Origin of the sequence: Rhizobium sp. TH2 (genome assembly GCF_024707525.1) — a bacterium.
GTDB lineage: Bacteria > Pseudomonadota > Alphaproteobacteria > Rhizobiales > Rhizobiaceae > Rhizobium_E.
Genome location: NZ_CP062231.1, coordinates 3,550,382 through 3,575,006 on the forward strand (window position 1 = coordinate 3,550,382; position 24,625 = coordinate 3,575,006).

Sequence of the window (24,625 nt, forward strand, 5' to 3'; positions counted from 1 at the left end):
CTGTCTCCTCACAAAGCCGACCTGATAAGGGAGAACATCCCGCAAAGCCACCTTTGGAAGCCCACTCAACTCAAACATTCATAACCACCATCACCTTCAGTGATGGGTTGCAGCCGCCATTTCGCCCGTGCCGCGCCAATGCGGCACCTTGAGCACGAAGATCACGAGGCCCGCCGCCGTCATCAGGGCGGCGGCGAAATAGGGTGCGCCAGGAAAATGAACAGTCGCGCCCGGACCGGAGAAGGTCGCGAAGATATAGGAAAACATCAAAGGCCCGACGATCGAGGTAACGCTCGAAAGGCTCGTCAGCGTTCCCTGCAGGTCGCCCTGTTCGGATGACGGCACGCCGGCCGAGGTGATCGCCCTGAGCGCCGGGTCGGAAATACCCTCGAGGCAGGCGACGAGGATGACCACGAACACCATCCAGCCTTGCCAGGCGAAGGTATAGCCGAGAAAGCCGACGGCGCAGAAGACCAGGCCGATGACCGATGTGTTCCACTCACCGTAGCGCTTGACGATCCGTGGCAAAGCCAAGCCCATTACCACGGCACTCATGATGCCGAAGGCACCGAGCGACAGACTGATCATCAGCGGACCCCAGCCATAGCGGTAATCGGAGACGAATGGCCAGACGACCGGATAGACCACATGCGCCAGCCAGAACAGGAACATGACGGTCACGATCCAACCGATGCCGTGATATTTCCTGAGTTGCAGCAGCCCGCCGAGCGGATTGGCGCGCTTCCATTCGAACTTGCGGCGTTGATGCGGCGCGAGCGTCTCTGGCAGCAGGAAGGCCGCGACGACAAAATTGAGGAACGCCAATCCGGCGGCGACATAGAAGGGCACGCGCGGCCCGAATTCACCCAGCAAGCCGCCGATCACCGGCCCAAGCGTGAAGCCGACACCGAAGGAAATGCCGACCAGGCCGAAATTCTTGGCGCGCGTCTCGTCGGTGGATACATCCGCGACATAGGCCGAGGCCGTCGCGTAGCTCGCGCCCGAAATGCCGGCCAGCACGCGGCCGACGAACAGGATCCAGTAACTCCCGGCCATGGCACAGATCAGGTTGTCGATCGCGAAGGTCAGGACCGATGCAAGTAGGATCGGGCGGCGGCCGAAGCGGTCCGAGAGGTTGCCGATGAACGTGCCGAACAATAGCTGCATCAGCGAATAGACGATGAACAGCCAGCTGCCTTCCATCACGCCCTGGGTCGCGTCGGCGCCGGTGAGTTCCTTAAGATAGGCCGGCATGACGGGCATGATGAGGGCGATCCCCATCATGTCCAAAAGCAGAATAAAGAATACCAGCGCGAGCCCGCGACGGGCGCGTTTTTCATCGATCATGGCAAACGTCCGAATTACCCGCGCGTAGAATTGCGGAACATAAAAAGAACAAGCCGCCTTCTAATGGAAAAATTGCGGCACATCAAGCCGCGCCAAGGAAATTGCAACCGGGGTGGCAGGATTGCCGCATATGTTGACCCGGCGGCGATGCTCTCGGCGATGGATCGATGGCGGCCTGGGCGCCGACATGCTCTCGGGCAAACAGGGCAAGGATATTCTTGTGCACAAGGCCGTCGAGGCCTCGACTTTGCGTGAGATGGATATCATATCTGCGTTTGATGGTGCTGCCGGTGATCGGACAAATCTGAAGACGATCGATGCGGAAAGCGGCTCACGCACCAGCGATGCATTCGATTTCATTGGTGAAGCCGCGTTTTCAGGCAAGGCGGGCGCGCTTCACTTCCAGGTCTCCGGGGATACGACGACGCTCTATGTCGACGGAGACGGCAGTGCAGACTTTGCCATTCAGTTCGACCGCCTCTTGTCACTGCGCGAAAGAGATTTCGTGCTGTGACAGAACCGGGTCGGCCGCTGCGTTTCCAGCCATGTTTTCGCAGCGGCCGGCCCGGCTCAAATCGGGCCGGACAATGTGTTGCAGGCGTCTACCCTACCCGTGTCGAAACCGCGGCGGAACCACTTGGCGCGCTGGGCCGCCGTTCCGTGCGTGAAGGAGTCCGGCACGACATAGCCCTGTGAGCGCTTCTGCAGCGTATCGTCGCCGATCTGGTGGGCGGCGTTGAGGGCCTCTTCGAGGTCGCCGCTTTCGAGAATACCCTTCTGGTCCGTGTATTTACCCCAGATCCCGGCATAGCAATCCGCCTGAAGCTCGACCCTGACCGACATTTCATTGGCCTGCGATTCACTCATCGACTGCCGCGCGCGGTTGAACTGCGGCAGCACACCCGTGAGATTCTGCACGTGGTGTCCGACCTCATGTGCGACCACATAGGCCTGGGCGAAGTCGCCATCGGCCTTGAATTGGCGACGCATCTCATCGAAGAACGCCGTATCGAGATAGACCTTCTGGTCGACGGGGCAATAGAACGGACCTGACGCGGAACTCGCGGTGCCGCAGGCCGAGGGAACCTGGCCGCTGAACATCACCAGCTTGGGCTCGACATATTTCTCACCGCTCGCCGCGAAAATACCATTCCAGGCATCTTCCGTCTCGCCGAGCACCTTTCGGATGAACACCGAGGACTCATCGTTGGAATTCTGCGTCTGCACGCTTTGGCTGTCGCTGGGGCGTGACGTTGTCGCGTCGGTACCACCGCCCAATAGAGACATGACATCCACGCCCATGAAATGCAGAACAAGCAGGACGATGCCGATCATCACGATGGAACCGATGCTGCCGCCGCGCATGTTGCCGATGGGAATATTCATCCCGCGCCGGCCGAAAGGATCACTGCCTGGCCCGGGGCCACGTCCCATTCCGCGCACGTCTTCGACGTTGTCGGATTCCCTGCTGTCCTTCAGATCCATGAGCGGTTTTCCTCTCCGTGTGCCGGCCGGTTATAGACCCGGAGCCGGGGGCGAGACAAGCTTGTAAAGCCCGACGATGGCCAGGGTGTGCAGGAACGGCGAAGAACCCCTAGGAGTTCCGGCCGGCTTTCGCAAAACGCGGAACTGCGACAGTTGAGAGCGCTGAATGCCACGCTTGGTTGCGGTGAGGTCCGACATCGGCTGGACCCACGAGAATTCCCGCATTTACACGTCAAAAACCATAGAACTATTTCAATCTTTCATTAATTCTCACCGATTAGCCTCACGGCAGCAGAATGAGTCTGCCGGATTGCCGACGCTTCCCGTCGTTTCATTTCCCACATTCCCAAAAACGCACGCCATACCGATCTCCTGGGGGGACATCTCATGCTTTTCAAATCTGCAACCGGTCGGAACATCTTTGCAATCGCAGCCTCCGGGCTGGTTGCGACGCTGGCAACGGCGGGCGTGCTTTTCACCATTGCCTACAAGGATTCCGAGGAAGCAAGCCTGGAGCAGATGCGCCAGATCGCCAGTAACAACGCACTCAGCATCGAAAAATCCATGGCGCAGGGGATGCAGACCGTCGACAATCTCAAGAGCACACTCACCGCGATGAAGCTCGGCGGCGCGACCGATCGCGCCAATGCCGACAGACTGCTGGAGACGCTGCTCAGGGACAACAAGATGGCGCTGGGCGTATGGACGGGCTGGGACCCGAATGCCTTCGACGGCAAGGATGCAGAATTCGTCGGCAAGAAGGGCCACGACAAGACCGGCCGCTATGTTCCTTACTGGGTCAAGAGCGGCGATAAGATCATCAATGAGCCGCTGCTCGATTACACGGTTTCCGGCGCCGGCGACTATTACATTCTTGCTCATGATCAACAGAAGTCCGTGGTTATCGAGCCCTATGTCTATCCCATTGACGGCAAGCCGCAATTGATCACCTCGCTCGTCTCGCCGATCATGATCGACGGCAAGGCGGTCGGCGTCGCTGGCATGGATATCTCGCTCGAAAGCGCCAACACGGCCCTCGCTGCCATCCGCCCGATGGGCGACGGCTTCCTGAGCCTGGTTACCGGCTCCGGCAGCATCCTGGCGCATCCCGTCAAGGAACTCGCCGGCAAGTCGATCAAGGACGCCGGCGAAATGGCCCAGGGCTGGGACAAGCTCATTGCCAACCCCGGCGTCGAAAATGAAGCAACCATTTCCGACGGCACGACCTATATGTCAGTCGCCTATCCCGTCAAACTGACGGCGGAAAATAACTGGTACGCTGTAGTTTCCATCCCGAAGAAAACGGTTTTTGCCAGTCTCTATCACATGGCCTGGATGGCTGCAGCCGTCACCGCCATTGCTGCCATTCTGCTCGCGGGCCTCGGCCTGCTGATTTCGCGCCGCTTCATCGCCCGCATTTCAAATGTCATCGGCCAGACCGACCGAATCGCCAAGGGCGATCTCGACGTCGTGCTCTCCGACGCCGAGAAAAAGGACGAAATCGGCGATCTTTCCCGCTCGCTCGCTATGCTTCTCGAAAACAACCGCCACAAGGTCGAACTCGAGGCACAGGCACATGCCAATCAGGCCCAACAGGAAAAGGAGCGCGCCGATCGCGCCCGCATCACATCAGCCCAGGAGGAGGAAGTGCGCTTCGCGGTCACCGAACTCGCCGGCGGCCTCAAGCAGCTCTCGGACGGCGATATGACGATCCGTCTCGACAAGCCGTTCACCGGCGCGCTCGAGCAGATCCGCAACGACTTCAACGGCTCGATCGAAAAACTGCAGGAAGCGCTCGTCTCCTTCTCGGAAAATGCCGCCACGATCGAATCGGGCTCGAAGGAAATCCGCTCCGCCGCCGACGACCTGTCGCGCCGGACCGAGCAGCAGGCCGCCTCCGTGGAAGAAACCGCAGCCGCGCTCGAACAGATCACGACCTCGGTCAAGGATTCGACCACGCGCGCCGAGGAAGCCGGTTCGCTGGTTGCCAAGACCAAGGACGGCGCCGAAAAATCCGGTGAAGTCGTTCGCAATGCCGTGGCCGCGATGAGCGAGATCGAGCGTTCCTCGCAGTCAATCTCCAATATCATCGGCGTCATCGACGAGATCGCCTTCCAGACCAACCTGCTGGCACTGAACGCGGGCGTCGAGGCAGCCCGTGCGGGTGAAGCCGGCAAGGGTTTTGCCGTCGTCGCGCAGGAAGTCCGCGAACTTGCCCAGCGCTCGGCCAACGCGGCGAAGGAGATTAAGGGCCTGATCACCTCGTCGGGTGATCACGTCAAGCGCGGCGTCAGCCTTGTCGGCGAGACCGGTCAGGCACTGGAAATGATCGTTGTCGAAGTCCAGCAGATCAACAGCAACGTCCAGGCCATCGTCCAGGCAGCACGTGAGCAGTCCATCGGGCTCCAGGAAATCAACACGGCCGTCAACCAGATGGATCAGGGAACCCAGCAGAACGCGGCCATGGTCGAGGAAACCAATGCCGCGGCCCATACGCTGGCGACGGAAGTGACCTCGTTGTCGAGCCGCCTTGGCCAGTTCAATCTCGGCGGCCGCACCGCGCACTCCCGCGTGGAACCTGTCCGGCATTCGCAGCCTGTTGCAGCAAGACCGGCGGCCATCAGGCCGGCCTCGGCCCCGGTACGCATCGCGCCGGCAGCCGTCTCCCGCGCAGTGCCTGCCGCCTCCCCTGCCCGCGCGCTCGGCAACAAGCTGGCAGCAGCTTTCCCTGCCGCCCCCGCACCAAGCGGCGGCGAGTGGGAAGAATTCTAGGACCAGGCCAAATATTCGCACGCATGAGCGGCGGGATTTTCCCGCCGCTTTTCATTTATGGCGACCGCATCCAAGGCGGCTTGACCCATTGCAGCTTTCCCGCTCCAATCAGGGCGGAGCATCTTGGGAGGAACGTTCATGAAGGCCATGCGGCTCGAATCCGTCGGAAATCTCTTCGTGCGGGACGTGGAAAAGCCGCGGCCCGGTCCGGATGATCTGCTGGTTCGGGTTGAGGCCTGCGGCGTCTGCGGCACGGACCGTCACCTTCTGCTTGGCGAGTTTCCGTCCAAGCCGCCCGTGACCATTGGACACGAGTTCGCCGGCATCATCGAGGCCATCGGCACCGACGTGACCGGCTTCAAGATCGGCGACCGCGTTACCGGCGACCCGAACATTTCCTGCGGCCGCTGCCCCCAATGCATGGCCGGACGCGTCAACCTGTGCCGCAATCTGCAGGCTATCGGCATCCACCGGGATGGCGGCTTTGCCGAATATGTCATCGTGCCGCAAAAGCAGGCTTTCTCCATTCCGCTCGACCTCGACCCGATGCATGGTGCCTTCTGCGAACCGCTCGCCTGCTGCCTTCACGGCGTGGATATGGCCGAGATCAGGACGGGTTCATCCGTGGTCGTCCTCGGCGGCGGCGTGATCGGCCTCCTGGTCGTGCAGCTTGCCCGGCTGGCTGGCGCGACAACCGTCATTCTCTCGACCCGACAGGAATCAAAACGCCGGCTCGCCGAAGAACTGGGCGCAACGGCAAGCGTCGATCCCTCCTCTTCGGACATTATCGAGGCAATCACTGGTCCAAACGGCCTCGTGCCCCGCGGCGTCGATGTCGTCATCGAATGCGCCGGCGTGGCGGAAACCGTGGAGCAAACGACGCGACTCGCCAAGGCGGGCGGCACCGTGGTTATCCTCGGCGTCATGCCGCAGGGCGCCAAGGTGCAGATCGAGCCCTTCGATATCCTGTTCCGCGAGCTTCGTGTGCTGGGCTCCTTCATCAACCCCTTCGTCCATCGCCGCGCCGCCGATCTTGTGGCGTCGGGCGCCATCAATGTCGAGAAGCTGATCTCACGCCGCGTATCGCTGAATGAAGCTCCGGAGGTCGTCCGCAATCCGGCCCGCGCAGGCGAGGTCAAAGTGCTGGTGGTGCCTTAGCCGCCGCACCGAATCCAAATGTCGTGAATTGCTGAAAAAACTTCGATTGCGGGGTTTCGTTCGGCGGATCATTTCCCTATAAGCCGCTTCTAGCCTTGACACACCCGCAGTCTGCGCCCGGCCGGTTCCCAGAACCGAATGCCGGCTCTTGCCGCAGGCCATTGAGATGGAAGCATAGATGCCGAAGCGCCAGGATATCAAATCGATCCTCATCATTGGTGCCGGCCCGATCGTGATCGGTCAGGCCTGCGAATTCGATTATTCCGGCACACAGGCCTGCAAGGCGCTCAGGGAAGAAGGCTACCGCGTCATCCTGGTCAATTCCAACCCCGCCACGATCATGACCGACCCCGATCTCGCCGACGTCACCTATGTCGAGCCGATCACGCCCGAAGTCGTCGCCAAGATCATCGCCAAGGAGCGCCCTGACGCGCTGCTGCCGACCATGGGCGGCCAGACTGCGCTCAACACCGCGCTGTCGCTCCGCCGCATGGGCGTGCTCGACCGCTACAATGTCGAGATGATCGGCGCCAAGCCCGATGCCATCGACATGGCGGAAGACCGCGCGCTGTTCCGTGAAGCCATGAAGCGCATCGGTCTCGAAACCCCGAAATCGATGCTCGCCAACGCCACCGACATCAAGGATCTCGACCGCAAGAGCCATGAAGCCGAGCGCGCCAAGTTGAAGTCCGAATTGTCGGGCGCCGAGCTCGACGTCGCGCTCGACGCGCTGGAAAACCGCTGGAACCTCGGCGAGAGCGACCGTAAGCAGCGCTATATGAGCCATGCCCAGGCGATTGCCGCCCAGGCAATGGATTTCGTCGGCCTGCCCGCCATCATCCGTCCGTCCTTCACGCTCGGCGGCACCGGCGGCGGCATTGCCTATAACCGCTCGGAATTCTTCGAGATCGTCGGCTCCGGCCTCGATGCCTCCCCCACCACCGAAGTGCTGATCGAAGAGTCGGTGCTCGGCTGGAAGGAATATGAGATGGAAGTGGTCCGCGACAAGGCGGACAATTGCATCATCATCTGCTCGATCGAGAACATCGATCCGATGGGCGTCCATACGGGCGACTCCATCACGGTCGCGCCGGCGCTGACGCTGACCGACAAGGAATACCAGATCATGCGCAACGCCTCGATCGCGGTGCTGCGCGAGATCGGCGTCGAGACCGGCGGCTCGAACGTGCAGTTCGCCGTCAATCCGGCCGATGGCCGTCTGGTCGTCATCGAAATGAACCCGCGCGTCTCGCGCTCCTCGGCACTCGCCTCCAAGGCCACCGGCTTCCCGATCGCCAAGATCGCCGCGAAGCTCGCGATCGGCTACACGCTCGACGAACTCGACAACGACATCACCGGCGGCGCGACCCCCGCGTCCTTCGAGCCTTCGATCGACTATGTCGTTACCAAGATCCCGCGCTTTGCCTTCGAGAAATTCCCCGGCGCCTCGCCGATGCTGACCACCGCCATGAAGTCGGTCGGCGAAGTCATGGCCATCGGCCGCACCTTCCAGGAGAGCCTGCAGAAGGCGCTGCGTGGGCTGGAAACCGGCCTCACCGGCCTCGACGAGATCGAAATCCCCGGCCTCGGCGACAGCGACGACCACAACGCAATCCGCGCCGCGATCGGCACGCCGACGCCGGACCGGCTGCGGCAGGTCGCACAGGCGCTTCGCATGGGCCTGAGCGAGGACGAAGTTCACGGCGCCTGCAAGATCGACCCGTGGTTCATCGCCCAGATCAAGTCGATTGTCGATATGGAAGCCCGCATCCGTGAGCACGGCCTGCCCGAGGATGCCGAGAACCTGCGGATGCTCAAGGCCATGGGCTTCTCCGACGCCCGCCTCGCGACGCTGACCAACAAGCGCCCGAAGGAAGTGGCCGAGATCCGCAATCGTCTCAACGTCCGCCCTGTCTACAAGCGCATCGACACCTGCGCCGCCGAGTTCGCCTCACCCACCGCCTATATGTATTCGACCTACGAGACGCCCTTCGTCGGCGCCGCCCGTTCCGAGGCGCAAGTCTCGGACCGCAAGAAGGTCGTCATTCTCGGCGGCGGCCCGAACCGCATCGGCCAGGGCATCGAGTTCGACTATTGCTGCTGCCATGCGGCCTTCGCGCTGAAGGATGCCGGCTTCGAAGCGATCATGGTCAACTGCAACCCGGAAACCGTGTCCACCGACTACGACACGTCCGACCGGCTCTATTTCGAGCCACTGACGGCCGAAGACGTCATCGAGATCCTCAAGATCGAGCAGGAACGCGGCGAGCTTCTCGGCGTCATCGTCCAGTTCGGCGGCCAGACGCCGCTCAAGCTCGCGGACGCGCTGGAACGTGCCGGCATCCCGATCCTCGGCACCGCGCCCGACATGATCGATCTCGCCGAGGACCGCGACCGCTTCCAGAAGCTCCTGATGAAGCTCGACCTCACGCAGCCGCTGAACGGCATTGCCTATTCGGTCGAACAGTCACGCCTTGTCGCCACCGAAATCGGCTTCCCGCTCGTCGTCCGCCCGTCCTACGTGCTCGGCGGCCGCGCGATGCAGATCATCCATTCCGAGAGCCAGCTCCAGACCTACCTGCTCGACACAGTTCCCGAGCTTGTCCCCGAAGACATCAAGGCCCGCTATCCCAACGACAAGACCGGCCAAATCAACACCTTGCTCGGCAAGAACCCGCTGCTGTTCGATAGCTACCTGACCAACGCGATCGAAGTCGATGTCGACTGCCTCTCGGATGGCAAGGACGTCTATATCTGCGGTATCATGGAGCATATCGAGGAAGCCGGCATCCATTCGGGTGACAGCGCCTGCTCGCTGCCGCCGCGCACGCTCAGCAATGAAATCCTCGACGAGCTCGAGCGCCAGACCAAGATGCTGGCAAAGGCGCTCAATGTCGGCGGCTTCATGAATGTCCAATATGCCATCAAGGATGGCGTGATCTACATTCTGGAAGTCAATCCGCGCGCCTCGCGCACCGTTCCCTTCGTCGCCAAGACCATCGGCGCCCCGATCGCCAAGATCGCCGCCCGCGTCATGGCCGGCGAAACGCTCAACACCGCCTTCCATGCCTATGTGCCGGAGCGGCCCGACCCGCGCGCGCTGAAGCACATCGCGGTCAAGGAAGCCGTGTTCCCCTTCGCAAAGTTCCCGGGCGTCGATACGCTGCTTGGGCCGGAAATGCGCTCGACGGGCGAAGTCATCGGCCTCGATACCGATTTCGCCTTGGCCTTCGCCAAGGCCCAGCTCGGCGCCGGCGTCGAACTGCCCCGCTCCGGCACGGTCTTCGTTTCGGTACGCGATGACGACAAGCCACGCGTTCTGCCGGCAATCCGCCTGCTCGACGAGATCGGCTTCAAGGTTCTGGCGACAGCCGGCACCCAGCGCTTCCTGATCGAGAACGGCATCAAGTCCGCCAAGATCAACAAGGTGCTGGAAGGCCGTCCGCATATCGAGGACGCGATCCGCAACCGCCAGGTCCAGCTCGTCATCAACACGACCGACGGCAACAAGGCGATCTCGGATTCGAAATCGCTCCGCCGCGCCGCGCTTATGCAGAAGGTGCCTTACTACACCACGATGTCCGGCGCCCTTTCCGCCGCCGAGGCGATCAAGGCACTCAAGGCCGGCAGCCTGGATATCAAGCCGTTGCAGGCTTATTTCGCCTAAGGCACGCTTTTCGCTGATGGAATGGCGGACGTCGAAACCACCGTCCGCCATCCGAAGACCAAGGTGACAAGTGCCATTGCGAACGCGGCAACGAATACCGGCACGAGCACGCCGCGAAGGTCTTCGCCAGTAAGGCCCTCGCGAAGACCCGCAACATTTGCCAGCAGCCCGAAGACAGCGCCACCAATCGCATAGCCTGTCGATTGCAACGTCGGAGGCAGCGCCGAGGTCTTGTCGCGCTCCGCCTCGGATGCGCGGTCCATCAACAACTGGCTGAGCGTTCCCCAGCTCACACCGAACCCGGCGCCCACCACGACTTGGCTCGGATAGACCAGCCACAACGTGTCGAGCGTGACAGCCGTGACGATCCCTCCGGTGCCTGTTGCGAGCAGAAGCGGCCCAAGCACGATCAGCCGATTGCGCGTTTCAACCGACTTGATGCTGGCCACCAGAATCCCGGTGAAGCTCCAGGCCAGAGCCAGGATCGCACTTGCAAGACCTGCTTCCGCCGGCTTCAGACCCCAGATGCCCTGTAGCCCATACATCAGATAGACAGCGCCAGCTGAACCCACAAAGGGCATGAGCAGAATGATCCACAAGCCAGCACCCGGCAGGGCGCGCGGCGAAAAGGCATCTCGCGGCAAGAGCGTGTGGGTGTTCCGCTTATCAGCCTTCAGGAAAACCAAGAACGATACAGCGGCCGCAGCCAGCAGCGACACGATGGCAAGTCGCGATTCCGTCAGGCCGCAGATCGAGATCGCCAGAATGCCCACTCCGATCATGATAAGCCGAACGAGCGGCACAGGGGTAGTGTTCTCATCGGCTTTTGGCTGGCGTGGAACGAGGAAAAGCACAAGCACGATGAAGAGCACCGCTGCCGGCAGGCTCGATGCAAAGGCTGCCCGCCAGGACACATACTGCGTAAGGATGCCTGCAATCAATGGTCCGCCAAAGGCAGCCGCCGCCCAGGCAATACCCTGGCCGCCGAATACTTTCGGCACCAGCGACTTGGGAAACAGGACTGGAATCAGCGCATAGCAGAGCGCGATCGTGATGCCCTGGCCGAAGCCCTGTAACAGCCGCCCAACGACGAGATGTGAGGAATTCGTGGCAAGGCTCGCAAGGATGGTTCCGACGAGGAAGACAATCGAAGCTGCCACGAGCGTCAACCTGGCCCCGAAGCGGCCTTTGAGATAGGCGGCCATAGCACCGCCGATGATGGCGAACACGAGATACAGCGAAAACGCCCAGGCAAGCAGCCATGGCTTGCCGAGCTCCGCCACGGCGGAAGGCAAGGCGACCGAAACGAAGAATTCGTTGAAAGCGAAGAGAGCCACACCCAGGCACAACATGATCGTCGAGATGAAGTATTTCGGCCTAAGAAGATCACGCCAGCCGTCGTCGGCACCCTCCTCCGCAACAGGGATGTCGCTATCAATGAGCTCACTTTGCACGGTCATTCTTGCTTCCTTCCGAACCTCCGGGAATCTGAAGCAACATGAATACAACCTCAACTTAGGTTGAGGTAAAGAGCGATTTGAAAATTATTTCTCCAAGACGATGCTGCCATTTTGTGACAGCATTATGCGCTAGTATCTCTCCATCAAACCAATGGAGGACGCCATGCTGAAGACCTATCGCGGAAGCTGCCATTGCGGCCGAGTGAAATACGAAGTCGATGTCGATCTCGCTGCCGGCACCGGCCGCTGCAACTGCACCTTCTGCTCGAAGTCGCGCTCATGGGGCGCCAATGTCAAGCCCGAGGCCTTCCGTCTTCTGTGCGAGGAGACCGACACCAACGACTACCAGTTCGGTACGATGAGCGGCCATCATCGTTTCTGCAAGACCTGCGGCCTGCACGCCTATGGTGACGGTTATGTCGAGCAGATCGGCGGCGCGTTCGTCTCCATCAATGTTGCCTGCTTGGACGATGTCGCGCCGGAGGAACTCGCAAGTCTGCCGATCCACTATGCGGATGGGCTGAACTACAACTGGCCAAACTCGCCGAAGATCACATCCTATCTCTAGGGGTTCTTGGCCCTGGATGGTTTGAGGAATGGCGATTTGATATCGATGCGCGAGGGTGGCACGGAATCCGCGATTCCCATCCGCCCCGCACCGACCGTCTTGTCGCCTTCCCATTCATAGACGGAGCCGCGCTGTTTCGATCATGGATCATCAATTCAGTTCGCGCAGTTCATCCTCAGGCAGGGTGGCGTCCTTGGGCATGACAATATGCGATACGCCGGGAACATAGGGCCGTCCTCGTATCATGCGCTGCCACGGCTTGAAACCATCGCCGGTCACGTCGTATTCCGGCCGATCGAATGCGGTCGTAATGTCGAGCCGCGACAGAATGGTCCAATCGATCTGGTCCGTCTGGTAAGGACGCTGTTCCAATTCGCTCTTTTTTGCCAGTAGGGCGGGGTTATCCTTCAGCCATAGGATCACTGGCACGGTAAATCCGGATTCCAGAAAGAGCTGGTGGCCCCAGACATCCGTTAACTGGCCAACTTCCTGACCGTGGTCGGAAAGAAAAAGCATTTCGCTGTTTTTCACCTTGTCGGCCTTGAGCCTGGAAATCACCGAGGAAAGGATGAAGTCGGTGTAGCGGATGGTGTCGTCGTAATGGTTGCGGGCAACCGCAAGCCCGCTCCATTTGGCGGCCATTTCGTGCGCGACCTCGTCGTCGGCATTATCATAGACGGCGAAATTCTCCGGATAGCGCAATTGGTAATGCTGATGCGAGCCGATCGTGTGCAGCACGATGAATTTGCGCTCGGCGGGATCGGCGAGCGCCTTGTCGAGTTCCGGTAGCAGTTTCTCGTCAAGGCTGGTATCGCTGCGCTGGCCGAGACCGCTATTGACGATCGTGAACTGATCCGCCTGTTGGGCGAAAACGGTATTGATCAGAAAACCATTCTGGTTGGTGAGCCAGAAGGTTTTGTAGCCCGCAGCCTTGGCAAGGCCCAAGACATCTGGCTCCGCGCGCCAACTGTTATCGTTTTCATGGTCGGCAATGGTGAAAATGCGAGTGACTTCCCGGTTGGTACTGCCCCAGGAAGAGATAGCATCGCGGAAAACCAGCATTTCGCCGGCCAGCGCGTCGAGTTTCGGCGTCGTTTTGCGCTTGTAGCCGTAAAGCGACCAATCGGAGCGATTGGAGCTTTCCCCAATGACCAGCACGAAGGTTTTCGGATCCTTGGCGGCAATGTGCGGATTCCAGGCGGGAAGTCGCTTCTCCGCGTCCTTGCGCGAGGCGACCAGCAGAACGCGATAGTTCTGCTCGTTCTGATACTTCTGGTAAAACTTGATCCAGCGCCACGCGGGGTCGGCGCGCGCGACGACAGGATTGCCGTGATAGGCGAGAGGCAGCACGATCAGGACCAGACCAGCCAGCATTACGAAAGCCCGGTGCCAGCGAACGGGGCCGAAGCTCCTTGCGGATATCCGGACCAAAGCCGTCAGCAGCCAGGCCAAAACTGGCGTCAGCACCAGAATGACGACGATCAGCATCCAGGAGTCGTCGAAATATTCCCTGACATCAAGCAGGCTTGTATTGGAGAGCGCCTCGATAACCACCGGCGACTCGAGGCTCAGGCTGTAGCGCGCCATGACGAAACCGGCGGAAAAGAAATCAGCGACCCAGAGCATGGCCCAAAGAAAGTAGAGTCCATAGCCGATAAAGGCCCAGCGCGGAAAGAGGATCGCAAATCCCCAGACCGGCATTGCCATAACAGGAATGGCGAGGCCGGCGACCGCGGCGATGCGCGTCGGGGCGCCACAAAGGTAGAGAATGCCGGTAGCAAGCCCGTAAAGGCTCAGGAAAATTGCCGCATTGCGCAACAATTTTAAGGTCGAGATTTGCATCGGTTCTTCCGGGGGGCTTGCGACATCACGCGCTTGTTTTTCCGCTGTTAACAGCAAACCTCAGGAGCAACAAGACGATTTTATGACGCGCTAATGCAATGATCGGCTTCGCTCGGAAGCCGAGCCTCGCCCTTGTAGCGTCGTCAGCGATCCACAACCCCTGGCGCTATACTTGTCAGGATTCCGTCAACAGGCCGCGCTCGGCTTCGGCCTTCATCGCGGCGAGGCCTTTCTCGAAATCACCGCCCACCATTTTGTCCATGCTCATGAACATGCCCATGATCTTGAACATGAGATTGTTGGTGCCGGTCATTTCCCACAACACCTGCGATGCACCGCCGACGGGCGTGATGGTAAATACCGTACGGTTCTCGGCTTTGAATGGCTTGAGGAATGACAGTCTGATATCCACGCGCGAGGGCGGCACGGAATCCAGGATTTCCATCCGCCCCGCGCCGACCTTCTTGTCGCCCTCCCATTCATAGACCGAGCCGCGTCCGGCCTCAGTGCCGGAGAGCGTTCGCTTGAGATGGGGATCGAGCTTTTCCCAGGGCGACCATTTCGGCCATTGCCGGAAATCGTTGATCAGCGCGAAGACCGTGTCGGCGGGAGCCTTGATCTCGGCCGAGCGCTTGACCGAGAACGCGTTGGGCTGCGTCGACGCGAATGTCAGCACCACGACGGCGACGGCCAGCAGGATTACGACGATATAGAGGAGGACTGTGAGCATATCTTTTCCCCATCGCTGCCAAGGCCATCAATCTACGAGCAATACGCCTGCAAGCAAGCAAATCCTTGGCACAAGCAGCCGTTGTTTCCGACCGAAGGAGAGTCTTAAGGCGTATGCGGTAGGGTAAGCGAATGCGCATGGGGAACTTCAAGGTATGCCCAAGGCGATTCCATCGCGTCTTCGACGCTTCGCCGGGCTGAGCGCCGCGACGATTCTGGTCGTGATTGGTGCGGCGCTCGCCTGGCATTCGCTCGCGGCTTTCCTTCGCGAGACGGTCGAGCCGGGGCGTCACGGACACCAGGGCACCTATGTCGAGGCAGCCGGGCTGGACATGCATTATAAGAGTTGGGGACCGTCCACCGGCACGCCGATCCTGCTGATCCATGGCACACTCGCCTGGTCCGACACCTGGTACGAGATCGCTGACAGGCTGGCCAAGCGAGGCTTCTATGTCATCGCGCCTGACCTGCCGCCATTCGGTTTTTCCGAGCGGCCTGGGAATGGTGACTATTCCCGCACGGCGCAGGCCGGTCTTGTCCTTGGCTTTGCCGATGCACTCGGCCTCAAGACCTTCGTTCTCGCGGGCCATTCCTTCGGCGCCGGCGCAACGCTTGAGGCTGCATTTACCGCCCCGGACCGGATCGAAGGCCTACTGCTGCTCGATGCAGCGTTGGGACTCGACAATCCCGGCGGCTCAAGCATGATCGCCGGCCTGTTCGATGCGCCCGTCCTGGGTCGCGCGCTCACCGCCTCGACCTTCACCAATCCGCTGATGACCAGCAAGGGTCTGCGCGACTTCATCTATGACGACCGGATCGTCGATGCCAGGCGCATCGCGCTCTACCAGCAGCCCTTCGTGTTGACGAACACCAGTAGCGAAACCGCCAAATGGCTGGCCAGAGCGCTCTATGCCGACGAAAGCCGGTCGCTGGCTGCCGATCCAGCCAATTTCGCAAAGTTCGATCCTCCGGTCGTGCTGGTCTGGGGCCGGCAGGACAGCGTCACCCCGCTTGCCCAGGGCGAGCACATCCGGTCGCTCTTGCCGCGCGCAACGCTTGTCGTGCTCGATCATGTGAACCACATTCCGCATGTCGAGAAACCGGAGGAAGTCGCCGATATAATGGCCGAGTTCGCAGGGTCTCTCGGCGGACGGGAAACGCCCCTGCCCCAGGCGCTGCTGCGCCGGACACATTGATCCACGGGCGGCACGCAGCAAAAAATGCTCGCATTTTCCACCCGGACTCTGCTATATAAACAAAACACGAATTTTATTGACGGTTCAGAAGTTCGCGCTTCTGGGGCCGTTTTCTTTTTGTGCCCGATTGGATGGGGCACGAATGCCAAGGAAGAATGAAATGGTCGAAAAGGTACCGATGACACAGAGCGGCTTTGTGAAGCTGAACGAGGAACTGAGGTGGCGCCAGCAGGAAGAGCGTCCGCGGATCATCGAGGCGATTTCCGAAGCCCGTGCACATGGCGACCTCTCTGAAAATGCCGAATATCACGCCGCCAAGGAAGCCCAGAGCCACAATGAGGGCCGGGTCGGCGAGCTTGAGGACTATATCGCCCGCGCGGAAGTGATCGATCTCTCCAAGATGTCCGGCTCCAAGATCAAGTTCGGCGCCAAGGTCAAGCTGATCGACGAGGATACCGAAGAGGAAAAGACCTATCAGATCGTCGGAGACCAGGAAGCCGACGTGAAGGAAGGCCGCATTTCGATTTCCTCGCCGATCGCACGCGCCCTGATCGGTAAGGAAGCCGGCGATTCCGTCGAGGTCAATGCACCCGGCGGCTCCAAGGCCTATGAGATCGTGGCGGTCAACTGGGGCTGATCGCCCTTGCCTGGAATTGATGACATCGAGGTTATTGCCCCGCATTTCAAGCAGCGGTTGTCCGGCGTGACCTCGACGATCATCCAGCTCATTCCCCGGCAGATCGAGGCGGGCGTCAAGATCGCGACGCTCGGTCCCGGCCTGCCGGATGATCTTCCCAGGATGCAGTATCGCCAGCTTGCCGGGCTGTGGAAGCCGCTTGCCAGCGGCCGACCGCGCATCTGGCATGCGCGCCGGAATGTCGAAATGCTGGCGGGCATCGTGCTGCGCGACGTGCTGCGCATGAAGCTGAAGCTGATCTTCACCTCCGCCTCGCAACGTCGCCATACACGCTATACGAAATGGCTGATCTCAAGGATGGATCACGTCATCGCGACCAGCGCGCGCGGCGGCGCCTACCTCGATGTGCCCCACACAGTGGTGATGCATGGAATCGATACGGAGAGATTTCATCCGGCGCCTGAAGGCCAACCGGACTCTGGATTGGTGATCGGCTGCGCAGGTCGCGTCCGGCATCAGAAGGGCACCGATCTGTTCGTCGATGCACTGATCGCGCTATTGCCAATCTATCCCGAATGGCGCGGCGTATCGGTGGGCCGGGTGACGCCGGAACATCAAGGATTCGCCGACGACCTGAAAGAGCAGATCGAAGCAGCCGGCCTTTCAAACAGACTGCTGCTGGCTGACGAGAACCACGATATGCCCGCCTGGTACCAGCAACTTGCCCTCTACGTCGCGCCGTCGCGCACCGAAGGCTTTGGCCTCACGCCGCTCGAGGCAATGGCGTCCGGCGTGCCGGCAATCGCCGGTGACGTCGGCGCCTATCCCGAATTGATCATAAACGGAAAGACCGGGGCCGTAGTCCCCACCGGCGATCTCGGCGCCTACAAGGCCGCAATCGAACCCTATCTTGCCGATCCTAATCTGGCCCGCGCGCACGGCGCCAATGCGCTTGAACATGTGCGTCAGAAATTCGCGATCGCCAACGAGGTGCAGGCTCTCTCGAACGTCTATGAAACGGTCTGGTCCAAAGGCCGGTAATCGAGGCCGATCGATCTGAGCGCCGATACCTGGGAATGGTTGGAAAGCCGCACGCCCATCGCCTCGGCCGCATCGCGCGCCAGTCCGATATGCGCCAGGATGCGCGCCTCGGCTCCGGCGATCCCGGAATAGGCAACATTGCCCTCTTTCTCGTAGAAACGCGGCGCGTTGGCATTGGTTATATCGACGCCGAGAAACCCGATCTCGCGGGCGCCCGTAGCGAGTGCGAATTGCAGCGCCGAGATGGCCACCGAGCCACCCTGGAAAACGCCCTGGTCTGGATCGGCTGAGAACCCTGCCTCGGCTTCGAGCACGACGAAATCGAAACCTGTAAGCGCCGCCTTGTCGCGGCGAGGCAGGCCATAGGGTTTGCGGATATCGTCGATCAGGATGATCGGCCTGTCGCGAAGAAGATCGATGTCCAGTTCGCAGATTGCGCGCATCACGCCGGGCGACAAAAGCAATGGCACCTCCCGTCGAGTCATCCTTTCGCGCATTAGGCCGAAATGACGCCAGACGAAGCGCTCGTCCTCGATCGCCACCGCCAGCGGCTCACGGATCTGTCCGATCAGGCTGATCGCGCCGTTCAACAGCAACGCGCTGCGCTCCGGCAATGAAGACAGCTCCGCGCCCTTCACCGAAGGACCGGAGCCGATGATGACGATCCTCTCACCTGCACGCTCCGACAGGCTGCAAATATCGCGCAAGGGAAAGTCGATCCCACCACGAAATTTCACTTTTCCAGGATGGCCTCCGCTCCGTCCCGCGATCGTGAGCGACGGCAGCCAGGAATGATAATGCGCCCGCCGGCCTCCGAGTAGGACGCGCGCAAGAAGCTTTATCGCCTGGCGGCGAAATGGCCGGTCGGATGCCAAGTTCTACTATCCCTGCCTTCCGGTTGCCCAGAGCGCTCGTGACAAAAAGCAGCCTTATGTTCCAGGCAAATCCCACATCACTTTGCCTGGGGATGGCCCTATTTCGCAGGCTCCGGCATCGTAAAGCCCGGCAATCCGCCGTTTGGATCGGCCCCCAGGGTCGGCAGATCGATCTTGATGTCGATCGTATTCGGATCGACCGTCGGCCCGCTGTCGAGCCAATAGGTGACGGATTCCGGCCAGAAGATCACGATCGCCACCAGCACGATCTGCAAGCCCACCCATGGCAGCGCCCCGAGATAGATATCCGAACTCTTGACCGAAGGTGGCGCGATGCCACGCAGGTAGAACAGCGCGAACCCGAACGGCGGATGCATGAAGCTGGTCTGCATGTTGACGCAGATCAGCACGCCGAACCAGACGAGATCGATCCCCAGCGAATGAGCCACCGGCGCCAGCATCGGAACGATGATGAAGGCGATCTCGAAGAAATCGAGAAAGAAGGCCAGGATGAAGATGAAGATGTTGACGAAAATCAGGAAGCCGATCGCGCCGCCCGGCAGGCCCGACAGCATGTGTTCGATCCAGCGGCCGCCGCTCATGCCCTGGAACACCAGGCTGAACACCGTAGCGCCGATCAGGATGAACACCACCATGGCGGTGATCCGCATCGTGGATTCCATGCCCTGGCGGATGAGCGGCAGTGTGAACCTACCGTTGATGGCCGCGAGGATCATCGCGCCCACGACGCCAAGCGCACCGGCTTCCGTCGGTGTGGCGATGCCCATGAAGATCGTGCCCAGCACCAGGAAGATCAGCACGATCGACGGGATCATGCCCATCAGCACCCTGAAGATCAGCTTGGCATCGAGGTCGCCGCGCGCCTCCTTGGGCAGCGGCGGCATCATCTTTGGCCGGAAGATCGCGATAACAGCGATATAGAGGATGAAGATGCCGATCTGCAGCAGCGACGGGCCGATCGCGCCGGCATACATGTCGCCGACCGAACGGCCGAGCTGGTCGGCGAGAACGACGAGCACCAGCGACGGCGGGATCAGCTGCGTGATCGTGCCCGAGGCTGCGATGACGCCGGTGGCGAGCTTCATGTCATAGCCGTAGCGCTGCATGATCGGCAGCGAAATCATGCCCATGGTGATGACCGAGGCCGCCACGGTGCCAGTGATGGCGCCGAGAATTGCGCCCACAAGGATCACCGCGAAGGCCAGGCCGCCGGGGATGCCGCCGAAGAGCTTTCCAGTACCTTCGAGCAGATCCTCCGCCAACCCGCATCGTTCAAGGATCGCGCCCATGAAGGTGAAGAACGGAATGGCGAGCAGCAATTCATTGGAAATGATGCCGTAAAAGCGGAACGGCAGGTTTTCGAGGAAGGCTTCGGTGAAATGGCCGGTGGTGATGCCGATAATGCCGAAGAACAGGCCGACGGCCGCGAGCGAGAAGGCCACCGGAAAACCGTACAGCATGAAGATGATCATGCCGAGGAACATCAGCGGCGGTATGATACCGAAATCAAACATAGAATGTGTCCCCGTCCGGCATTACTGCAGCGGTTTTTCGTAGTGGGTGTCGATCTTGACGACGCCGATGAGGCCAGCCACGCGCTTGATCAGTTCCGATATTCCCTGCAGGAACAGGAAGCCGAATCCGACGACGAGAAGCAGCTTGACCGGCCAGCGGATCAGGCCGCTGGCATTGGACGACATCTCGCCTTCTACGAAAGAGCTGTAGAAGAATGGCCAGCACGCATAGGTGAAGTAAGCCGCCACCGGCAGCAGGAAGACGATAATGCCGACAATGTCGATCCACAGCCGTATGCGGTCGCTGACCCAGCCATAGACCAGGTCGACCCGGACATGCTCGTTCATTTTCAATGTGTAGGATGCGCCGAGAAGCACCATGCCTGCGAACATGTACCACTGGATCTCCAGCCAGCCGTTCGAGCTATAGTCGAACAGGTAGCGCACGATGGCATTTCCGGCGCTGATCAGCGCACAGAACAGAACCAGGTAATCCGCGATTTGGCCAAGCTTTTTCGATACGGCATCGATGGCGCTGCTCAAGGATAAGAGAGCCTGCATTTCTCCTCCAGTCGGTCCCGCTCAAGGCTGTTGTTTTTCCGCGGGGCTTCCCCGGCCAAATCGTTTAAACGAGAAAGCCGGGCATGGAAAGTACCGGAGTGTCACGTAACCCGGGGAAAAGGTCGTACTTGACAGTTCACGAATGCGTGCCGCACTTGAATATCCATGCACTCCGATCATAGATAAGCATCACATCGGCGCATGGCTTGCGCGACTGGAATCACAGGGATCTACGAAATGTCTGCTCGTCACACCAAAGTCCTGATCATCGGATCGGGACCGGCCGGATACACGGCGGCGATCTATGCCGCACGCGCCATGCTCAACCCCGTGCTGATTGCAGGCATGGAACAAGGCGGGCAGTTGATGATCACGACCGACGTGGAGAACTATCCCGGCTACGCCGACCCGATCCAGGGTCCGTGGCTGATGGAGCAGATGCTCGGCCAGGCCAAGCATGTCGGCGCCGAGATCGTCAGCGACCTCGTGACCAATGTCGATCTCTCCAGCCGGCCCTTCCATGTCAAGACCGATTCGGGCCAGGACTGGATCGCAGATGTGATTGTCATCGCCACCGGCGCCAAGGCCAAGTGGCTCGGCATCGAATCCGAGAAGGCCTATCAGGGCTTTGGTGTTTCCGCCTGTGCCACCTGCGACGGCTTCTTCTATCGCAACAAGGACGTGATCGTGGTCGGCGGCGGCAATTCCGCCGTCGAGGAAGCACTCTACCTGTCCAATATCGCCAAGTCCGTAACGGTCGTGCATCGGCGCGACTCGTTCCGCTCGGAGAAGATCCTGCAGGAGCGGCTCTTCGCCAAGGAGAACATCAAGGTCGAGTGGAACAGCGAGATCGCCGAGATCACGGGCGAACAGCTCTATCCGCCGGTTCCTGCCGCCGTCAACGCCGTCAAGGTCCGCAATACCAAGACCGGCGAAGTGACCGCGCGTCCGATCGATGGCATCTTCGTCGCGATCGGCCATGCGCCGGCGACCGAACTCTTCGCGAACCAGCTCCGCATGAAGCCGAACGGCTACATCTGGACCGCGCCGGATTCGACCGCGACCAATATCGAAGGCGTGTTCGCGGCTGGCGACGTGACCGACGACACGTTCCGCCAGGCAGTCACGGCCGCCGGCATGGGATGCATGGCCGCGCTCGAAGCCGAACGCTTCCTGGCCGGTGTTTTGCATGTTGCACAAGCCGCGGAATAACAGCGGCATAAAAGGGGACCGGGAACAAGATGGCGCTCGACTGGGACAAGTTGCGCATTTTTCATGCCGCTGCGGAGGCCGGATCGTTCACGCATGCCGCCGACAAGCTGCATCTGTCGCAGTCAGCTATCAGCCGCCAGGTCTCGGCACTTGAAGCCGACATCAATACCAAGCTGTTCCACCGCCACGCCCGCGGCCTGATCCTGACCGAGCAGGGCGAGCTGCTCTACCGCACGGCGCACGACGTGCTGATGAAGCTCGAAATGGTCAAGATGCAGCTGACCGAGACGACCGAGAAGCCGACCGGCCGCCTGAGGATCACCACGACGGTCGGCCTCGGCCAGGGCTGGCTGACCGACAAGGTGCAGGAGTTCCTGTCGCTCTACCCCGAAATGCAGATCCAGTTGATCCTCGACAACGAGGAGATCGACGTCAACATGCGCCATGCGGACTGTGCCATCCGCCTGCGCGAGCCGCAGCAGTCCGACCTCATCCAGCGCAAGCTGTTCACGGTGCATATGCATGTCTATGCCGCGCCCTCCTATCTCAGCCGCTATGGCGAGCCGCAGACGCTCGAGGACCTCGACAATCACCGGATCATCAGCTTCGGCGAGCCCGCACCCAACTACCTGCTCGACGTGAACTGGCTGGAGACGGCCGCCCGCCCCGACGATGATCCACGCGTGCCGGTCTTGCAGATCAACAGCCTCACTTCGATCAAGCGCGCCGCCCTGCTGGGCATCGGCATTGCCATGCTGCCGGATTACATCGTCGGCCGCGATCCCGGCCTCGTGCAGCTCGTAACAGGTGCGGATGTGCCGTCCTTCGACACCTATTTCTGCTACCCGGCCGAAATGAAGAATGCCGCCAAGCTGAAGGTCTTCCGTGACTTCATAGTAGCCAAGGCGCGCAACTGGAATTTCTGAGTATTTTCCGATCTCCGCAAATGCAGCGAAACATCAGGCCTATTTCCGCCGATTTTTCCGCATCGACTCATTCATCCGGTCAATGAAACAGTACTATTATTGATGCTTGCCAATTCTGGATTTCGAAGCTTCCCGAAACTCTCAAGTATTATAAGTGCTTAGGTTGAATATTAGGAGTTCATGCACCCACTGCATATCAGTCATGCGTCAGCGTACATTGTGCCCTGCACAAAAAACACCCATATCGCACTCAGTTGATGCACATGGCGGTTTTCCTCCCAGTGCCGCCGCATCAGCTGTTCCCCTCTGGAGGTTTAAATCACCTTCAAAACTATAAGGGCCCGGCACTTGCCGTGGCCCTTTTTTTTGCCCTGAATTTCGGCTTGCCTGTGTTCGGCCCCGACGGTCAGAGGATCGACCGCAAATCCAGATCAGCGGGACGACCGGCTCTACATCCGCCACCTGCTATCGCTGAGTTGCGACAGGAGGATTATGGACCGTCATGGCCAGCAGTGGTGCATCGATCTCATAGCTGACGCCTTCAGGCGCAAATCTGATCTTTGGCTCCGCGCCAAAATCCTGTGCAACAACCTTTTCGAGCAGCACGCTACCGAAGCCTTGGCGCGTCGGAGGGATCACCTGCGGGCCATCGCGTTCCTGCCATTGAAACTTGAACCTTGCCTCCTTGCCCGCGCCCTCGAGGGACCAACGGATATCGACTTGGCCTTTTTCCGGCTGGGATAGCGCGCCGTACTTGACGGCATTGGTGGCAAGCTCGTGCACGAGAAGCGCGAAGGTCTGCGTTGCCCTGGAGTTCAGAGTCACATCCGGGCCAATAGCCATGACCCGGTTAGAGAAGGCTTCGAACTCGAGTCGGATGATCTTGGCAACCGGCGCACCGAAGCCCCCACCCGTGAGCGACGATTGAGTCCGCGCGAGCGCCTGTAAGCGACCCGCAAGCGTCTGACGCTCCTCGGTGAGCGGTCGCGTCCCGGTCAGACTGCGAGACACGATCGACTGAATCACAGCCAGCAGATTTCCGCTCCGGTGCGCGAGTTCGTCCATGAGGAATCGCTGGCGCTCTTCAGCCTGCTTGCGCTCGGTAATATCGTAAAAGCAATTGATGGCTCCCGTGATTGCTCCTCGTTCGTTCTTCAACAAACGGATGTTCACGACGACAGTAACCCGAGAACCGTCGGGTCGCTCGATGATCACTTCCATGTCACGCGCAACCGACATTTTTTCAGAAATCACCTCGGCCATGGGGCACTGATCGTGGGGCATAAAACTTCCGTCCGGACGGAACAATTTGTATGAGCCGCAGAACCGCTCGTCGGTATCCCCCTGTGCCGGTGTGCGGCCCCACAATTCCGCGGCACGATGGTTGAATTCCTGAATGACACCTGAGGCATCGCAGGAATAGATGGCAGTGGGGCCCACTTCGAACAAAGCGCGAAAGCGTTCTTCGCTCGCGCGCAGCGCTTCTTCATTCCGCTTGCGCTCGGTGTTGTCGCGGATGTTGCACTGAATGACCTGCTTGCCGTCTTCATCGTAACGGTTGGCCACGATTTCGACTTCCCGCTTGTCGCCCGATTTGGTTTCGAGCGGCAAATC

Annotated in this window: 19 protein-coding genes; 10 read left to right on the forward strand and 9 right to left on the reverse strand. The window is 60.3% G+C overall.

All coding sequences use genetic code 11. The annotated features are described in order from the left end of the window. Positions 1–96 precede the first annotated feature (96 nt). Entirely contained in the window at positions 97–1,347 is a 1,251-nt protein-coding gene (locus IHQ71_RS17510; RefSeq protein ID WP_258157726.1) for a TCR/Tet family MFS transporter, read from the reverse strand. Positions 1,348–1,534: 187 nt separating this feature from the next. On the opposite strand from IHQ71_RS17510, the gene IHQ71_RS17515 reads away from it, so the two are divergent. Further along, positions 1,535–1,861 (forward strand): M10 family metallopeptidase C-terminal domain-containing protein, encoded by a 327-nt coding sequence (locus IHQ71_RS17515; protein WP_258157727.1) that lies wholly within the window; start codon positions 1,535–1,537, stop codon positions 1,859–1,861. A gap of 56 nt (positions 1,862–1,917) precedes the next feature. Here the strand turns inward: IHQ71_RS17515 and IHQ71_RS17520 are convergent, their stop codons facing one another. After that, entirely contained in the window at positions 1,918–2,832 is a 915-nt protein-coding gene (locus IHQ71_RS17520) for a neutral zinc metallopeptidase (protein ID WP_258157728.1), read from the reverse strand. 387 nt (positions 2,833–3,219) lie between these two features. Between IHQ71_RS17520 and IHQ71_RS17525 the strand changes: the two genes are divergently transcribed. From IHQ71_RS17525 to carB, 3 genes are all read left to right on the forward strand, one after another. Beyond that, on the forward strand, positions 3,220–5,604 hold the full coding sequence (locus IHQ71_RS17525; RefSeq protein ID WP_258157729.1) for a methyl-accepting chemotaxis protein: 2,385 nt from the start codon (positions 3,220–3,222) through the stop codon (positions 5,602–5,604). Positions 5,605–5,742: 138 nt separating this feature from the next. Then, positions 5,743–6,762 carry a zinc-dependent alcohol dehydrogenase family protein gene (locus IHQ71_RS17530; protein WP_258157730.1) on the forward strand — a complete coding sequence of 340 codons (1,020 nt, stop codon included), beginning with the start codon at positions 5,743–5,745 and terminating at the stop codon, positions 6,760–6,762. 178 nt (positions 6,763–6,940) lie between these two features. Further along, positions 6,941–10,429 (forward strand): carbamoyl-phosphate synthase large subunit, encoded by a 3,489-nt coding sequence (gene carB / locus IHQ71_RS17535; RefSeq protein ID WP_258157731.1) that lies wholly within the window; start codon positions 6,941–6,943, stop codon positions 10,427–10,429. Here carB and IHQ71_RS17540 read toward each other — a convergent pair. Continuing rightward, the gene (locus IHQ71_RS17540) at positions 10,426–11,868 is read right to left on the reverse strand and encodes an MFS transporter (RefSeq protein WP_374990038.1); all 1,443 of its coding nucleotides are present in this window, start codon (positions 11,866–11,868) and stop codon (positions 10,426–10,428) included. The genes carB and IHQ71_RS17540 overlap by 4 nt on opposite strands. Before the next feature lie 184 nt (positions 11,869–12,052). Here IHQ71_RS17540 and IHQ71_RS17545 point away from each other — a divergent pair, with 184 nt between their 5' ends. Further along, a complete protein-coding gene (locus IHQ71_RS17545; protein WP_258157733.1) occupies positions 12,053–12,457 on the forward strand; it encodes a GFA family protein in 405 nt (134 codons plus the stop codon). Between the two features lie 150 nt (positions 12,458–12,607). Here IHQ71_RS17545 and IHQ71_RS17550 read toward each other — a convergent pair whose 3' ends face one another. Both IHQ71_RS17550 and IHQ71_RS17555 read right to left on the reverse strand, forming a co-directional pair. Beyond that, entirely contained in the window at positions 12,608–14,299 is a 1,692-nt protein-coding gene (locus IHQ71_RS17550) for a phosphoethanolamine transferase (protein WP_258157734.1), read from the reverse strand. 175 nt (positions 14,300–14,474) lie between these two features. Further along, positions 14,475–15,029 carry an SRPBCC family protein gene (locus tag IHQ71_RS17555; protein ID WP_258157735.1) on the reverse strand — a complete coding sequence of 185 codons (555 nt, stop codon included), beginning with the start codon at positions 15,027–15,029 and terminating at the stop codon, positions 14,475–14,477. Between the two features lie 154 nt (positions 15,030–15,183). Here IHQ71_RS17555 and IHQ71_RS17560 point away from each other — a divergent pair, with 154 nt between their 5' ends. The 3 genes from IHQ71_RS17560 to IHQ71_RS17570 all read left to right on the forward strand — a co-directional run bounded on the left by IHQ71_RS17560 (position 15,184) and on the right by IHQ71_RS17570 (position 17,902). Further along, positions 15,184–16,224, forward strand: a complete 1,041-nt coding sequence (locus tag IHQ71_RS17560; protein WP_258157736.1) for an alpha/beta fold hydrolase — start codon at positions 15,184–15,186, stop codon at positions 16,222–16,224. Positions 16,225–16,384: 160 nt separating this feature from the next. Further along, complete coding sequence (greA, locus tag IHQ71_RS17565) at positions 16,385–16,861, forward strand: transcription elongation factor GreA (RefSeq protein ID WP_258157737.1); 477 nt, start codon at positions 16,385–16,387, stop codon at positions 16,859–16,861. A 6-nt stretch (positions 16,862–16,867) separates the two neighbouring features. Beyond that, entirely contained in the window at positions 16,868–17,902 is a 1,035-nt protein-coding gene (locus tag IHQ71_RS17570; RefSeq protein ID WP_258157738.1) for a glycosyltransferase family 4 protein, read from the forward strand. Here the strand turns inward: IHQ71_RS17570 and IHQ71_RS17575 are convergent. From IHQ71_RS17575 to IHQ71_RS17585, 3 genes are all read right to left on the reverse strand, one after another. Next, positions 17,872–18,639 carry a glycosyl transferase gene (locus IHQ71_RS17575; protein ID WP_258157739.1) on the reverse strand — a complete coding sequence of 256 codons (768 nt, stop codon included), beginning with the start codon at positions 18,637–18,639 and terminating at the stop codon, positions 17,872–17,874. The two genes, IHQ71_RS17570 and IHQ71_RS17575, sit on opposite strands and share 31 nt — an antisense overlap. Positions 18,640–18,875: 236 nt before the next feature. Next, a complete protein-coding gene (locus tag IHQ71_RS17580; RefSeq protein ID WP_308737850.1) occupies positions 18,876–20,312 on the reverse strand; it encodes a TRAP transporter large permease subunit in 1,437 nt (478 codons plus the stop codon). A gap of 21 nt (positions 20,313–20,333) precedes the next feature. Further along, entirely contained in the window at positions 20,334–20,873 is a 540-nt protein-coding gene (locus IHQ71_RS17585; protein WP_258157740.1) for a TRAP transporter small permease subunit, read from the reverse strand. Positions 20,874–21,110: 237 nt separating this feature from the next. Here IHQ71_RS17585 and trxB point away from each other — a divergent pair, with 237 nt between their 5' ends. Both trxB and IHQ71_RS17595 read left to right on the forward strand, forming a co-directional pair. Continuing rightward, positions 21,111–22,085 (forward strand): thioredoxin-disulfide reductase, encoded by a 975-nt coding sequence (gene trxB, locus IHQ71_RS17590; RefSeq protein WP_258157741.1) that lies wholly within the window; start codon positions 21,111–21,113, stop codon positions 22,083–22,085. 29 nt (positions 22,086–22,114) lie between these two features. Continuing rightward, positions 22,115–23,011: a LysR family transcriptional regulator VtlR gene (locus IHQ71_RS17595; protein WP_258157742.1), complete on the forward strand. Its 897-nt coding sequence runs from the start codon at positions 22,115–22,117 to the stop codon at positions 23,009–23,011. Between the two features lie 465 nt (positions 23,012–23,476). Here IHQ71_RS17595 and IHQ71_RS17600 read toward each other — a convergent pair whose 3' ends face one another. After that, the gene (locus IHQ71_RS17600) at positions 23,477–24,622 is read right to left on the reverse strand and encodes a sensor histidine kinase (RefSeq protein WP_258157743.1); all 1,146 of its coding nucleotides are present in this window, start codon (positions 24,620–24,622) and stop codon (positions 23,477–23,479) included. Between the last annotated feature and the right edge of the window lie 3 nt (positions 24,623–24,625).

Bases quoted from the DNA above. Each gene is read 5' to 3' on its own strand.
- IHQ71_RS17585 (WP_258157740.1), bottom strand. From the start codon at position 20,873: ATGCAGGCTCTCTTATCCTTGAGCAGCGCCATCGATGCCGTATCGAAA.
- IHQ71_RS17595 (WP_258157742.1), top strand. From the start codon at position 22,115: ATGGCGCTCGACTGGGACAAGTTGCGCATTTTTCATGCCGCTGCGGAG.
- IHQ71_RS17515 (WP_258157727.1), top strand. From the start codon at position 1,535: ATGCTCTCGGGCAAACAGGGCAAGGATATTCTTGTGCACAAGGCCGTC.
- IHQ71_RS17555 (WP_258157735.1), bottom strand. From the start codon at position 15,029: ATGCTCACAGTCCTCCTCTATATCGTCGTAATCCTGCTGGCCGTCGCC.
- trxB (WP_258157741.1), top strand. From the start codon at position 21,111: ATGTCTGCTCGTCACACCAAAGTCCTGATCATCGGATCGGGACCGGCC.
- IHQ71_RS17580 (WP_308737850.1), bottom strand. From the start codon at position 20,312: ATGTTTGATTTCGGTATCATACCGCCGCTGATGTTCCTCGGCATGATC.
- IHQ71_RS17525 (WP_258157729.1), top strand. From the start codon at position 3,220: ATGCTTTTCAAATCTGCAACCGGTCGGAACATCTTTGCAATCGCAGCC.
- greA (WP_258157737.1), top strand. From the start codon at position 16,385: ATGGTCGAAAAGGTACCGATGACACAGAGCGGCTTTGTGAAGCTGAAC.
- carB (WP_258157731.1), top strand. From the start codon at position 6,941: ATGCCGAAGCGCCAGGATATCAAATCGATCCTCATCATTGGTGCCGGC.
- IHQ71_RS17510 (WP_258157726.1), bottom strand. From the start codon at position 1,347: ATGATCGATGAAAAACGCGCCCGTCGCGGGCTCGCGCTGGTATTCTTT.
- IHQ71_RS17560 (WP_258157736.1), top strand. From the start codon at position 15,184: ATGCCCAAGGCGATTCCATCGCGTCTTCGACGCTTCGCCGGGCTGAGC.
- IHQ71_RS17530 (WP_258157730.1), top strand. From the start codon at position 5,743: ATGAAGGCCATGCGGCTCGAATCCGTCGGAAATCTCTTCGTGCGGGAC.
- IHQ71_RS17550 (WP_258157734.1), bottom strand. From the start codon at position 14,299: ATGCAAATCTCGACCTTAAAATTGTTGCGCAATGCGGCAATTTTCCTG.
- IHQ71_RS17520 (WP_258157728.1), bottom strand. From the start codon at position 2,832: ATGGATCTGAAGGACAGCAGGGAATCCGACAACGTCGAAGACGTGCGC.
- IHQ71_RS17545 (WP_258157733.1), top strand. From the start codon at position 12,053: ATGCTGAAGACCTATCGCGGAAGCTGCCATTGCGGCCGAGTGAAATAC.